At 63.6% G+C, this 12,522-nt stretch carries 14 protein-coding genes and 1 pseudogene; 7 read left to right on the forward strand and 8 right to left on the reverse strand.

The window, feature by feature from the left end:
• Positions 1-75: 75 nt before the first annotated feature.
• Positions 76-894: an IS21-like element helper ATPase IstB gene (gene istB, locus ATM97_RS25890; protein WP_218720801.1), complete on the reverse strand. Its 819-nt coding sequence runs from the start codon at positions 892-894 to the stop codon at positions 76-78.
• Positions 894-2,138 carry an IS21 family transposase gene (gene istA, locus ATM97_RS25895; RefSeq protein WP_218720802.1) on the reverse strand — a complete coding sequence of 415 codons (1,245 nt, stop codon included), beginning with the start codon at positions 2,136-2,138 and terminating at the stop codon, positions 894-896. The genes istB and istA overlap by 1 nt, the downstream gene beginning before the upstream one ends.
• A 376-nt stretch (positions 2,139-2,514) precedes the next feature.
• Here istA and ATM97_RS25900 point away from each other — a divergent pair, with 376 nt between their 5' ends.
• Together ATM97_RS25900 and ATM97_RS25905 are read left to right on the forward strand one after the other, a co-directional pair.
• On the forward strand, positions 2,515-2,868 hold the full coding sequence (locus ATM97_RS25900; RefSeq protein WP_218720803.1) for a hypothetical protein: 354 nt from the start codon (positions 2,515-2,517) through the stop codon (positions 2,866-2,868).
• A gap of 97 nt (positions 2,869-2,965) precedes the next feature.
• Entirely contained in the window at positions 2,966-3,181 is a 216-nt protein-coding gene (locus ATM97_RS25905; RefSeq protein ID WP_218720804.1) for a TetR-like C-terminal domain-containing protein, read from the forward strand.
• 56 nt (positions 3,182-3,237) lie between these two features.
• On the opposite strand, the pseudogene ATM97_RS35090 reads toward ATM97_RS25905, so the two are convergent.
• Positions 3,238-3,438, reverse strand: a pseudogene (locus ATM97_RS35090) (DUF6632 domain-containing protein); the annotation flags it as partial.
• On the reverse strand, positions 3,435-3,974 hold the full coding sequence (locus ATM97_RS25910; protein WP_308248615.1) for a TetR/AcrR family transcriptional regulator: 540 nt from the start codon (positions 3,972-3,974) through the stop codon (positions 3,435-3,437). The pseudogene ATM97_RS35090 and the gene ATM97_RS25910, both read right to left, overlap by 4 nt.
• A gap of 160 nt (positions 3,975-4,134) precedes the next feature.
• Between ATM97_RS25910 and ATM97_RS25915 the strand changes: the two genes are divergently transcribed.
• A complete protein-coding gene (locus ATM97_RS25915) occupies positions 4,135-5,550 on the forward strand; it encodes an MFS transporter (protein ID WP_218720806.1) in 1,416 nt (471 codons plus the stop codon).
• 3 nt (positions 5,551-5,553) lie between these two features.
• Here ATM97_RS25915 and ATM97_RS25920 read toward each other — a convergent pair whose 3' ends face one another.
• Complete coding sequence (locus tag ATM97_RS25920) at positions 5,554-6,153, reverse strand: DUF305 domain-containing protein (RefSeq protein ID WP_308248616.1); 600 nt, start codon at positions 6,151-6,153, stop codon at positions 5,554-5,556.
• A gap of 460 nt (positions 6,154-6,613) precedes the next feature.
• Positions 6,614-7,192 carry a TetR/AcrR family transcriptional regulator gene (locus ATM97_RS25925; RefSeq protein WP_218720807.1) on the reverse strand — a complete coding sequence of 193 codons (579 nt, stop codon included), beginning with the start codon at positions 7,190-7,192 and terminating at the stop codon, positions 6,614-6,616.
• A 150-nt stretch (positions 7,193-7,342) separates the two neighbouring features.
• On the opposite strand from ATM97_RS25925, the gene ATM97_RS25930 reads away from it, so the two are divergent.
• The 4 genes from ATM97_RS25930 to ATM97_RS25945 all read left to right on the forward strand — a co-directional run bounded on the left by ATM97_RS25930 (position 7,343) and on the right by ATM97_RS25945 (position 10,113).
• Positions 7,343-7,474 carry a hypothetical protein gene (locus tag ATM97_RS25930; protein WP_255588428.1) on the forward strand — a complete coding sequence of 44 codons (132 nt, stop codon included), beginning with the start codon at positions 7,343-7,345 and terminating at the stop codon, positions 7,472-7,474.
• Positions 7,475-7,479: 5 nt separating this feature from the next.
• On the forward strand, positions 7,480-7,974 hold the full coding sequence (locus ATM97_RS25935) for a DUF2269 domain-containing protein (protein WP_218720809.1): 495 nt from the start codon (positions 7,480-7,482) through the stop codon (positions 7,972-7,974).
• Positions 7,975-8,694: 720 nt separating this feature from the next.
• Complete coding sequence (locus tag ATM97_RS25940) at positions 8,695-9,285, forward strand: NUDIX hydrolase N-terminal domain-containing protein (protein WP_255588452.1); 591 nt, start codon at positions 8,695-8,697, stop codon at positions 9,283-9,285.
• Positions 9,286-9,561: 276 nt separating this feature from the next.
• Positions 9,562-10,113, forward strand: a complete 552-nt coding sequence (locus ATM97_RS25945) for a hypothetical protein (RefSeq protein WP_084503834.1) — start codon at positions 9,562-9,564, stop codon at positions 10,111-10,113.
• On the opposite strand, the gene ATM97_RS25950 is transcribed toward ATM97_RS25945, so the two are convergent.
• Complete coding sequence (locus tag ATM97_RS25950) at positions 10,103-11,368, reverse strand: MFS transporter (protein ID WP_218720810.1); 1,266 nt, start codon at positions 11,366-11,368, stop codon at positions 10,103-10,105. The genes ATM97_RS25945 and ATM97_RS25950 overlap by 11 nt on opposite strands.
• Positions 11,365-12,507, reverse strand: a complete 1,143-nt coding sequence (locus ATM97_RS25955; RefSeq protein ID WP_218720811.1) for a PLP-dependent cysteine synthase family protein — start codon at positions 12,505-12,507, stop codon at positions 11,365-11,367. Before ATM97_RS25955 ends, ATM97_RS25950 begins: the two co-directional genes overlap by 4 nt.
• Positions 12,508-12,522 lie beyond the last annotated feature (15 nt).

The following is a 12,522-nucleotide window of genomic DNA, read 5'->3' on the forward strand; positions in this document are numbered from 1 at the left end:
TGTCAACGGCATGCGAAAGCTGAACACTTTTCGGCACCTGAATTCTGACCCCTCCGGCCGGTCGGATTGATGGTTTCAGTCTTCAGTTGTGCTGGCAGAAGGCACTCGACCGAGGTCGCGGTCCTTGAGCCGGTAGCTATCGCCTTTGAGAGCGATGACCTCGGCATGATGAACGAGGCGGTCGATCATCGCCGCGGCGACGACGTCATCACCGAAGACCTCGCCCCACCTGCCGAAGACCTTGTTGCTCGTCACGATCAGCGAGGCGCGTTCGTAACGCGAGGACACCAACTGGAAGAACAGGTTCGCGGCCTCGTTCTCGAACGGGATATAGCCCACCTCGTCGACCACCAACAACGGGTAACGGCCGAGCTTGATCAACTCAGCCTGCAACCGGCCCGCGTGGTGGGCCTCGGCCAGACGGGCGACCCATTCGGCCGCGGTCGCGAACGCGACCCGGTGTCCGGCCTGACACGCGCGGATCGCCAACCCGATCGCCAAGTGAGTTTTCCCGGTCCCGGGCGGCCCCAGGAACACCACGTTCTCCTTCGCGGTGACGAAGTCCAGGGTCCCCAGATGGGCGATCACATCGCGTTTCAACCCGCGCGCATGATCGAAGTCGAACTCTTCCAACGACTTCCGGTAAGGAAACCGAGCAGACCGGATGCGGCCTTCGCCGCCATGGGACTCGCGGGCCGAGACCTCTCTCTGCAGGCAGGCGACCAGGAACTCTTCATGGGTCCAGTTCTCCGCGCGGGCGCGTTCGGGTAACCGTTGCGCGGCCTCGCGCAACGACGGCGCCTTCAACGCGCGAGTCAAGAAATTCAACTCAGCAGCGAAATCACTTGTTGTGGTAGAGGCTTTCGCGGTCGATGACCGAGCTCTGGCAGGCATTACGCCACCCCGCCTTCGATATCGATGATGCCCAGCGCGGTGTCGTAATCGGTCAAACACCGCTGTTCGACCTGCGGTTCGACGCCCGGTCGGAGGACACCGATCCTGCTGCGCCGCAACATCTTCGCTGCCTCGACGTGGTCGGGATCGGACAGGGTTTGATGCCATGCCCAGATCCGTTCGTGGTCGGCGACGACCCTGCCTTCGCAGAACACCCGCACTTGGGCCAGGTCGGCGACGATCTCGATGCGGCGACCGATGACCGAGGGATGCACCGAATAGTCGTTGGAATCGAACCGAATGTAGTGATCGCGCGGCAGCCGGACTGATCGCCGCCACCCAGTTTCTGGTGCTATTGGCGGCAACGTCAGCATCGCTTGGCGGTCGCCGGTGATCCGGTCTTTCGGCGCGCATCCCAGCGCTCGTCGCGGTCGAGCGTTCACCAACTCGAGCCAGTCTCCGAGTTGGTTGTTGAAATCGGTTGGGCCGGTGAAAGTTCGGCCAGGCAGGAACGACCGCTCGAGATAGTCGTGAGCTCGTTCGATCATGCCTTTCGCTTCCGGGTCGGCGGGCTTGCAAACGATAACTTTCGCGCCCAACGTTCCGCGGAATGCTTGGCAATCGGCGGTCAGTTCGCTGCGACCGCCGCGCCACCGGCCGATCGCTCCCTCTCCGTCCCACACCAAAACTCTTGGCACCGCACCTAATCGGTAGATATGGGTCCACCACCCGGCGAAGAGGTCTTCGGCATGCCGGGTCGGGATCAGCATCGCCATCAGCCAGCGTGAGTAGCCGGCCACCATCGTCAACACCGGTAATTGTTTCGGGCCGCGGACCTGCCCGAACCCGACGGGAACCTCGATCGGCGGGAACCAGAAATCACACTGGGCGATCTCACCGGCGACATAGGCGGTCCGCGACGCCGGGTCCGGCGGCAGATAGGCCGGGCGCAGATCGGCGACCCGGTTCGACAGCACGCGGATCGAGCGGGTCCAGCCGATCCTCTCGGCGATCACCGTCGCGGGCATCGCGGGATAGACCTTGAGCAACTCGCGGATCTGCGGCTCGACCGCGTCCACGATCGAGCCTTTGGCGGGTCGCTGGTATTTCGGTGGCCTGTCCGAGGCCACGGCGGCGCGCACGGTGTTACGGGAAACGCCCATCAGCCGGGCGATCGCTTTGATCGGAACGCCCTCTGACCGGTGCAAACGACGAATCTCAGCCCAATCTTCCACGGCTAGCATCCCTTCGTCCTCCCTGGCTCGGTTTGAGCCAGGGTGACTGACCAAGGGGGTCAGATTTCAGATGCCACGCGGGGGTCAGTATTCACGTGCTGTCGACAAAACGCTGCATGCATATTCTGAAAAGGGGCCCTCAGATGACTTCTTCCATATCATTTGGTCCACCTCGTTGTGAAAGCGAGGTCGCCATCGATTCCCTGTTGCCGACGGTGCGGCGACTGCGGCACATCGCCAGAGCCCGATATCGCTGCGGCGTCGCCCGGCGGGCCTCTCGAGGTGCTGGTGACGCTACCTGCTGCGGGGCAACCTCGGCCACCCGAGATGCCTCGGGTAGCGCCGAGACATCGTGGTTCATCGATGTGAGTTTCGGGCGTGAGCGATGACGGCACAAGTCGATCTCTACGTCATCGCCCGGCTGGACGTCGGAGATGTTGCTGTCGATGTCTACTTCTGCGAGGTCTTCGTTCACTCTGCCAACGGCTCCTTCGGCGGTCGAACCAGCGCAAGTTGGTCGAGGACCCTGCAACCGGCGCAAGATGTGTCGGCCGACCTCGACGGACTCGACCAGGCGATGTCGGCTGCCGGGTACTGCCGTACCACCGGTTGGCGAGAGCGTGTCACCGCCAGTGGGGCGATGCGCTACTTCGCCGACGCGACAACCCGACTCGGGGCCACCGTCACCGGCCCCGTCGCTGCGGGTGGCCACGTTCAAGCCCTCGAAATCAATCTGTAGCAATTCCTCGAATCCAGGGTGCGAGGGGGACTGTACGGACAGTTGACAGCGCTCATCGTGTCGGAGGCTCGTGGTTTGCTGGTGGTCGCTGACCGGAATGGCGAGAGGAACCTCAACCGGAGATCTCCGCGCGGATCTGGTCGCGGGGCTGACAACCTTGGTGCGTTCGCTGTCGGGCACTGCATTGGGGCGTGCCCTGCCTGCCGTGGTCGGCGATCTCGCCGCCGACCCCGAACTATCCGCCGAATTTCGCCGCCGCATTTTCGATGCGCGGCGCGAAACCACGGCCGCAACATTGAGGTTCCCCCGCTGAGCCGGAGAGCGAATTACCTGGTTCCGGCTGGAACCCGGCCATGGTAGCTGGCTTCGTACTCGTCGGGTGACCGCCAACCCAGCCTNGAATACACCGAGAACCGCGTAGATCGCGGTGATCATGTGCTCGTACCGAGGATGCTGCGGCTGCCAACGAAACCCTGATTCCCAGAGGGTGAACATGGGGTAGAGCCCGATGAGGAACCCGATCCCCACGATGATGAGAGCGATCCGCAACCACCGCTCGCGGTTCGTCACAGCGAAACCTCGTCCGGCCGAGGGGCTATCAAGATCGATCGCACGGTTGCGGCGACGACCCGCGCGACCTCTTCGGTACGGATCCGCCCGGCCCGCTCCTCCTCCGCGGCACCGTGAAGGACGTAGTGCACGGCGCTGACCAGCCAACTGGTCGGAAGATCGGTGCGGAACACACCTTGATCCTGGCCGCGACGGATGAGCTCCTCGACTCGCTGTGACGGTGTGGCGTGCAGCTCCCGCAGGCGGCCCGCAGGCAGTACGCCTTGGGCTGCCACCAGTAGCGCCGCCGACTCGGCGATCAGTGACCAACTCGACGCGAGCAGCCGGGTGAGGGCGCCCTGTGCGTCACCGTCGAGATCGACCTGAGCAAGGGTCGCTTCGCCGACTCGTAGTGCCTCGGCCATCGCGGCCTCGACGAGTTCCGGGCGGTTACGGAAATGCCCGTACACCGTCATCCGGCCCACCCCGGCCGCTGTGGCGATGTCGTCGACGCTCGCATCGGGATCGACGCTGAGCCGTTCGCGCGCCGCGGCCACGATGCTGGCGATGCTTCGTTCGGCATCGGCGCGCCGTCGCGGACGCCCGGCCGTGCTGGATTTCGACACCCCAACACCCTAGCTCGTATAGGTGTGTATGAGTTACATTGGGCTCACATAACTCGTACCGACCCATACGAGTTAGTAAGAAAGGTTGACGATGACGCACGACAACACCCTCCAGATATCCGAACCGAACAGCGCTGGACACCCGTTGCGATGGCGCATCCTCGCGCTGCTCGGAACAGCACAGTTGATGCTGATCCTCGACATCACCGTCGTAGCGATCGCGTTGCCCCACATCGAGATCGATCTCGATCTGAGCCGCGAAGCACTGACCTGGACGGTGAGCGCCTACACGCTCGCCTTCGGCGGATTGATGCTGCTGGGCGGACGAATCGCCGACCTGATCGGACCCAAGCGGGTGGTCCTGTCCGGCCTGCTGATCTTCACCGCGGCATCACTGGTGACAGGATTCGCCGAATCGGCGCCCCTGCTTCTGGGCGGGCGCGTGGCTCAAGGTGTCGGCGCGGCACTGCTGTCGCCCGCGGCACTGTCGCTGGTCGTCACCCTGTTCGCAGGCGAGGAACGCAACAAGGCCCTGGGCGTGTGGTCCGCGCTCGGTGGCGGCGGCGCAGCGCTGGGCGTGCTGCTGGGCGGTGTGCTCACCGCTGGCCCCGGCTGGGCGTGGGTGTTCTTCATCAATGTGCCGATCGGGCTGGTGATCCTCGTCGGGCTCGCACGGATGCTGCCCGATCAGCGCCCCGCCGCGGGGTCGGCCAACCTCGACATATTGGGCGCACTGCTGGTCACAGCCTCATCGACGGCCCTGATCTACGCCCTGATCACCGCAGGCGAACACGGCTGGCTTTCCGCCACCACCGGCTGGCTCACCCTGCTCGCGGCGATCGGCTACCTCGCATTCGCGGCACGGCAGAAGACCGCCCGCTCACCGCTGATGAATCTCGCACTGCTCGGCCGTCGCCCCGTCGCGACCGGTACCTTCTTGATCACGATCGCGACAGCGCTGATGATCGCGGTGTTCTTCCTCGGCACCTTCTACTTCCAGAACGCACGCGGATACAACGCACTGCAGACCGGACTGCTGTTTCTGCCGGTAGCGCTGGCAACCATGCTCGGCGCCAACCTCACCGGCCGGATACTCGCCCGCCTCGGCGTTCGCCTACTCGCCGTCGCCGGTCTGGTCATCGCGGCGATCGGGATGGCGGTACCCGCCCTGTCGATGTCCCCGGTCACCGTGACGTTGGGTGTGACGATCGCTGCGGCCGGAACCGGCGCCCTGTTCGTCGTGGCCTCCGCAACCGCGCTCGGTCAGGTCGACCCGCACGAGGCAGGTATCGCCGCAGGCATCGTCAGCACATTCCACGAGTTCGGCGCTTCACTCGGTGCCGCAGCTGTTTCCAGTGCGGCAGCCGCCAGTCTCATCGGCGATACCCTCGCCGGTTTCACCGACGGATTCACCGGCGCCGCCATTGCCGCTGTTGTCGCCGCCGTCATCGCAGCTCTACTCACCGCCCCGACGAAAACAAAGGCCGCCCAGAGCGTCGCGGGTTAGCGGTCACCGTTGCGCGAGCATCGCCGTCATCTGGTCGATTTCACGCTGCTGTGTGCTCACGATGGTTTCGGCCATCTGTTTGGCTTGGGGGTTAGCTCCCGAGGCGATTTCGGTCTGCGCCATCTGGATCGCTCCGTTGTGGTGGTCGATCATCATCTCGAGCCACATTCGATCGAATTCGGGTCCGGACATACCTTCCAGCGACGACATCTGCTCGGGAGACATCATTCCGGGCATGTCGTGTCCCATCGGGTCGCCGCCTGACGGTACCGACTTTCCGAAACTCTCGAGCATCTGTTGCATCTGGGTCATCTCGGGCGCCTGAGCTGCCTTGATCTCGGCGGCGAGGTCGATCACCTGCTGATCTTGGGACCGCGACGGCACCAAGTCCGCCATCTGGACAGCCTGTTCATGGTGGGGGTACATCATCTGCAAAAACGTCACATCGGCATCGTTGAAGGTGCCGGCCGGGGCAGGGGTCGCGCTGGCCGAACTTGCCGTCATACCGGGCATCGACATACCGGGCATCGACGTAGGCTCGGCGGTGCCGCCGGAATCATCGTTATCGCCGCAGCCCGCGGCGACCAGCCCGAGCAGAGCCACAACGGGAATAAGCCGCCGACTCATCACCGAACATCGAGACATTGCGAGCTCCTCAGAGTTGGAGAAACAGGATTTCACGCTGAAAGCACATCGAGGGCCTGCGACGCACAGCATAATTAGGTGACCCGGTCCCCGAGCGTGTTCGGTGACCAGGTCCCCACCTGGACTGCAATGGCGCCTGATGCGTCGGGCACTGATTCACATGGGCATATTCGGGAACATCATGTTCCACATGTCCCTGAGCATATTCATCATCTGCATACACATCTCGGGCATCGCGCTCACCTCCTCGCGTGAGCCCCCACGCTCGCGATATACCCTCAATTGCTGAGAATATGCTTGCCCTTCCTCCCGAGGGTTTGCACGAGCCCACGACACGCCGACTGTTTACCCCGCCCGATGTACTCAGCGGGCGGGTGGTCGCGGCGAGCTTCCCTGCTCACGCAGACCCGAAGGCTGCTCACGCGGGAGCTAACCCTGCCCGAATAATCCCGAGCAGGCGTTGCACCGCCTCGTCCGATGACAGGGAAACCGCAGCGTCTAGAGCGTGCAGGCAATAGCTGGCCAGTTCAGCAGCGGGCGCATCTGCCCGGACCACACCGACAGCGGCAGCCGCGGCTACCGCGTCTGCCATCAACTGCAGCAGCTGTTCTTCCGCATGGGCAACGTGGGCTGCGCCGTGGTGGACGAGCGCGCCGAGATCGGTGTCGTGATGACGGCGGGCCTCTCGAAGGATCCTCGCGTAGGTGCTCAGCAAGACATCCAGGCGCAGTGACGGATCATCTTCCGCTTCGCCCGCTGCCACCAGTTGCTGCAGGTGTTTGCCGACCTGCAGCTCGTGCCAAGCGCCGAGGATCGTGCCCACGTCAGGAAAGTACTTGTACAGCGTTGCCCGCCCGATGCCTGCCTGTTCAGCGATCTGGGACATGGTCACCGACGACACCCCGTGCTCGATCGCCAACCGCGCAGTCGTGTCGAGGATCGACCCACGCACCGTGCGCCGGTGCTCGTCGATCGTCTCACTCCACAACTTCGGCACCTCCCGAGTATACGTTCTGACATCAACCTAGACATTCCGTCGATAGTGAATACATACTGTATTGAAAAAGTAGACAACCGGGAGAATAGACCCATGACCGACCCAACTCCACGATCACGTCCCGCTTCACACACTCCCCGCTGGGTGAAAGTGACCGGCATTGTCATCGCGATCCTCGTCGCGCTGCTCGTAGTCGGCCTGATCATCGGCGGCGGTGAGCACGGACCAGGTAGGCACATGAATTCAGCAGAGCTCAGCGTCTCCACCGAGTACGCGCGGTGACATCGATGCGCCCGGCTGTGCGCAAGCTGGCCTTGACCGTGCATGTCAGCGCCTCGGTCGGGTGGTTGGGCGCGGTCGTCGCCTTCCTGGTCCTGGCGATCATCGGGCTCACCAGCTCCGACGTGAACCTGGTGCGCGCGATCGACCTCGTGGCCCGACCTATGGCCGTGTGGGTCCTGATACCGCTATCGGTGGCTTCGCTGCTGACCGGGATCGTTCAATCTCTGGGCACGCCATGGGGATTGGTCAGGCACTACTGGGTGCTGTTCAAGCTTGTGCTCAACGTTGTCGCCACCGTGATCCTGCTGCTGTACACCCGCACTGTCGACCACTACGCCGGTATCGCCGCACGCCCGGAAACCACCCTCGACGAGTTGCGCGCTCCGACATTCGTCATCCATGCGGCCGCCGCCGCGCTGTTCCTCGTTTGCGCGATGGTCTTGGCGATCTACAAGCCCCGCGGACTCACACCGTTCGGCGTGCGCTCGCGCAGGCCGTGATCGGATTCCGAGGTCGACCATCTTTGCTGGGCCCTGCGCAAGCTCCGCTCGTCGCGATAGCCGAGCCGGGTGGCAACGGCGCGACAAGCCTTGTTGCCAGTAGCCGCGCCTCCTCTGCCCCGCACCACCTCGAACTCGGTGCGCCAACTGGTGGCGACTTCGTGTCAAGGCGTCGTTGGAGTGTCCGGGGGCTCATCTGGAGTCAGGCAGAGACCATTACAGGTCATCCGCGGTCCCATGTTCGATGTGCCCACGGCGGGGCAACATCGAACATGGGACCAGGAACCTATCCGTACCGGCAGACCGCGATCGTCAGATCGAATAGGAACCCACGATGACCAGGCGTTTTCCAGCTGCCCATGTTTTGTGTGTCCTGCCGGGGCGCAACCCTCCACCTGCGTTTCCGCAGTCGGAGGGCTAGTTTTAGCGTCACAGGTTCGATCCCTTGGGGAACCGTAAGGTCCTTCAAACCCCATCGTCGCCGCAAACGCGCAGGATGAACCGCTTCCTGACACGAACCGTCAGCCGACAACGACCGGGAACCAGGTCGACACGGGCTTCAGCATGGATCGATATCGCCACGATCCCGCAGCCAATTCAACAGCGCGGCCACCGCCTCGGCCTGCGCAGCAGCGATACGTTCACATTCCGCACCGCCGACGTGCCGAACGTGGTGGGGCACCGTGATCTCGCCGCATACCGCGTCCGTCGCCTGCACCACTGGCCGCCCTCGCGCACAACGGGCTCGTCTTCGCCACCAACGTCTTCGACCGGCAACGCTACGAACAGGCCGAACAGATCGTTGCGGACCTGCTCGCCCTCATCAGCAACAGCACCGTCGAGGACCTGCAGAAGAACGTGTTCCTCGAAAAGGGATACATGACACCAAAAGTCGACGTCCGAGGCGGCGTCTTCGATGACCAGGGCCGCATCCTGCTCATCCGCGACTGCAGCGACGAAAGGTGGACTTTGCCCGGCGGCTGGTGCGATGTACTCGAACCTCCCTCGCTCACAGTCGAACGCGAAGTCGAGGAAGAATCCGGAATCACGGTGCGCGCCAGCAAGCTCGTGGCCCTGCACGATCGTGACGTCCAAGGCCACCAGCCCGCCTTCCCTTACCACGTGTACAAGCTGTTCTTCCTGTGCGAGACCATCTCCCACGGCCGACCCAGCCCCGTCGAGACTATGGAAATCGGCTGGTTCGATATCGACAACCTGCCCGAGTTGTCGACCACCCGTGTACTCGACACTCAAATCCGGCTTCTCCACGAGCACTGGAACAAACCAGACCTACCCACCGTGTTCGACTGACCACACGTGGTCATCGCTGGATCACGGGTGTGGTCCAGCGACTCGCCAGTGCCAAGGTGACCCCGCAAGAACCCGATATCCACGATGCCTGCTCAACGAAGTGCGCCTCCACGCTCGCCGCCTCGCGTGACAATCTCGCGACCATTTCGTAATATTGCGCGAGTTCCATTTCGACGCTAGCTGGTGATTGAAACGTCCGGTCAACATCGCACTCCTGCGGCGCCCACAGGCCGCGCCTCCCTGGTTGTCTGCAGCCTCGCCGCGACCGTACCCGCGATGATCTGGATGGCGTTGCGGCCGAGTGGGTCTGAGGTGCAGCAGGTCAGCGCGATTGCGCCGCAAGCGCCGACGGCGATCGAGCTCGATACGCTGCCTATTTTGGCGCATGACGCGCCGGAGCCGGGGCCGGGGTTGCCCCCGGTCGCCGCCGACGACGAAGAGGCGAAACTGTCTGCCCTCAAGGCGAAATCCCCGTGCGGAACGGTGTGGAAGGGCACTCGGCCGCATGTCGCGCAGGTCAGCAACATGGTGCAGCAGATGTTCGGGATTTCCGACATCGGTGGCGCGCAGGGGCGCTACGACGGTGATCACGGCGCTGGTCTCGCGCTCGACATCATGACGCCGAATCCGGCCCAGGGCGATGCGATCGCTGCTTTTGTTCTGGCCAACAAGGCGCGGTTCGGCGTCAACTACGTGATCTGGCAGCAGCGTTACAACGATGGCGGCGGGTGGTCGTACATGGAGGATCGTGGTAGCCCGACCCAGAATCACTACGACCATGTGCATGTTTCGTTCGCCTCGTCCGGGGCGGCGAATCTTATGTGCTGATCAGGGGTTTGGTGTGCGATTCGGCTCTGCCGAGTGCTCCGGATCTGTTGAGTAGGCCGAGCGCTGTCGTGGTGATCGCGCCAATCACGATGAGTCCTGCCCATGCCAGCGCGTCGAGCCCGGCACGATGGGCAGCGCCCAGCAACGCACCGGTCCCGAGGTTGCCCAGCAGGATTCCGATTCCCACGATGGTGTTGTAAAACCCGTAGTGTGTTGCCACTAGACGTCCGCCTGACAGTGAGACGATCGTGTCCATTTCGAACGGGAAGACTGCGACGCTGGCTACCGCCAGGATTGCCGCTGATACCAGCAACGCGATGATCGCCGCAGCGGGACCGAACCGGCCCGGGTCCGGCACCAGCAGCAACGGCAAGAAGGCGGCGGCGAGTGTGCCCACGCCGACCACCAGCCCGAGTCTGCTGCCGAAACGGGCCTCGAACCACCGCGTGATCCGAAGTTGGCCCGCGACAGCGACTGTCGCGTTGATAACGAACAACGCGGCCACCAACGGTGCAGCGGCACCATCGCTGATGTACTCGGCGTGCAATGGCAATGCCAGATACACCTGAAAAGACAGGACGTAGGAGCCGGTCATCGCTACCGCGAACCACATAAAGGCGCGGTTCGATGTGATGCTCGCCCAATCCTTCCAGACCGATACTCGGTCGATGACGGGTTTTCCACGACCAGAAGGTAGAGCTGCCAGTTGTCCGATGGTCAGCACAGCGAAGACACCGGCGGCCGCTGCGGCGGTCACGCGGAAATCCAATGCCAGCAAGGCGATTCCGACCAGTGGGCCCGCCAGAATTCCGGCTTGGTAGAACACGTTGAACATCGCGAAGGCCGGAACCCGGCGTTCACCGGCCTCGGCAGCTAGATAGGCACGTACCGCCGGATTGAACAGAGCGCCCGCGAATCCGGTTGCGGCGGAGGCGATCAGCAGTGCTGGCAGTGTTTCGACGACGGCCAGTAGCCCGAAGCCCGCTGTTCGCAGCAGGCAGCCCGCGACGATGAGTGGTTTGTAGCCGAGGCGGTCGGCGAGGGTTCCGCCGATCAGGAACATTCCCTGTTGGGAGAAGTTTCGTACGCCGAGCACCAGCCCGACTGTCCAGGCGGCGAGGCCGAGCGATCCGGAGAGATAGCCGGCCAGGTAGGGCATCAACATGTAGAAGCCGAGGTTGATCGCGAACTGATTGATCATCAGCATGCGGGTGACCTTGTTGTAGCTGCCGAAGCTGCGGACGATTTCGATCATCGCGCGCTCCACGAGAAATGCTGCGGTGCAATCGGTTCCAGTCGCCGTGGGTCGATGACGTCGGTGCAGCGTGTCCATGCCTGAACCACGTGATCGGTGGGATGTGCGATGGTGGCGGGCTCGATCGGCGGGTTGTGGTGGAGCAGCCCGTGCTGGTGGCAGTAATCGTCGTTGAACACGGTGTCGTAGTAGCGGTGCGGGCCATCGGGGAACACGGCTGCGATTCGGGTTTCAGCCGAGTATTGCTCCGCTGCCCAACCCGCGACCAGGGCGACCGCACCCACGCTCCAGCCGCCGGTGGCATGGTGGGTGCTTGCCAGGGCACGAGCCGCCCAGACGGCTTCGGCAGGCGCGACCCAGTGCACTTCGTCGAAGGCGTCGTAGTCGATGTTGCTGGGATAGATACTCGAGCCGAGCCCGCGCATGAGGCGGGTCGCCGCCGGTTGTCCGAATATGGTCGAAGAAATGGTATCGACGCCGATCAACTGCAAGTGCGGGTGGAATCGGCGCAGTACTCGGGCGATGCCGGCGGAATGCCCGCCGGTGCCCACCGAGCAGACGAGGACATCGACGCGGCCCAGTTGCGCGACCAATTCGAGCGCCAAGGAGTCATAGGCGTCTACGTTGTCGGGGTTGTTGTACTGGTCGGGGCACCATGCTGTCGGGTCGGCGGCGAGCAGTTCGGCGACCCGGTCACAGCGCGCCCGCTGCCAGCCGCCGTCGGGGTGTGGCTCGGTGACGAGTTCGATGTGGGTGCCGTAGGCGGCGAGCAAGCTGCGCATCAGAGGTTCCATACCTGGATCAGTGACCAGGGTGACCGGATGCCTGAAGAACGTACCTGCCAGAGCCAAGCCCAATCCGAGGGTGCCGCTGGTGGATTCGATGATTCTCGCGCCCGGCTGGAGTTCGCCGCGGGCGCGGGCGCGCTCGACCATGTGTAGACCGGGTCGATCTTTCATACCGCCGGGGTTCGCCCCTTCGAGTTTTGCCCAGAACCCGCGGCCGCGCGGGGCCAGCGGAGCCCCGACCCACAACACCGGGGTGTTGCCGACCAAGGCGTCCGGCCGCAGGCACCGTGCACCGGTGGTGAGCAGGTTGGCGGGGGTGATGCGCAGATCGTCGAGCAAAGCGTCGTCCATGAAGGTTTCCGTTCT

This window comes from Nocardia sp. MH4 (genome assembly GCF_019266065.1).
GTDB classification, from domain to species: Bacteria; Actinomycetota; Actinomycetes; order Mycobacteriales; family Mycobacteriaceae; genus Nocardia; species Nocardia canadensis.

What these genes read in the sequence shown, in the direction of transcription:
- istB (WP_218720801.1), bottom strand. Translation starts at nt 894, where the DNA reads ATGCCTGCCAGAGCTCGGTCATCGACCGCGAAAGCCTCTACCACAACA.
- istA (WP_218720802.1), bottom strand. Translation starts at nt 2,138, where the DNA reads ATGCTAGCCGTGGAAGATTGGGCTGAGATTCGTCGTTTGCACCGGTCA.
- ATM97_RS25900 (WP_218720803.1), top strand. Translation starts at nt 2,515, where the DNA reads ATGACGGCACAAGTCGATCTCTACGTCATCGCCCGGCTGGACGTCGGA.
- ATM97_RS25905 (WP_218720804.1), top strand. Translation starts at nt 2,966, where the DNA reads ATGGCGAGAGGAACCTCAACCGGAGATCTCCGCGCGGATCTGGTCGCG.
- ATM97_RS25915 (WP_218720806.1), top strand. Translation starts at nt 4,135, where the DNA reads ATGACGCACGACAACACCCTCCAGATATCCGAACCGAACAGCGCTGGA.
- ATM97_RS25935 (WP_218720809.1), top strand. Translation starts at nt 7,480, where the DNA reads ATGCGCCCGGCTGTGCGCAAGCTGGCCTTGACCGTGCATGTCAGCGCC.
- ATM97_RS25945 (WP_084503834.1), top strand. Translation starts at nt 9,562, where the DNA reads ATGATCTGGATGGCGTTGCGGCCGAGTGGGTCTGAGGTGCAGCAGGTC.
- ATM97_RS25950 (WP_218720810.1), bottom strand. Translation starts at nt 11,368, where the DNA reads ATGATCGAAATCGTCCGCAGCTTCGGCAGCTACAACAAGGTCACCCGC.
- ATM97_RS25955 (WP_218720811.1), bottom strand. Translation starts at nt 12,507, where the DNA reads ATGGACGACGCTTTGCTCGACGATCTGCGCATCACCCCCGCCAACCTG.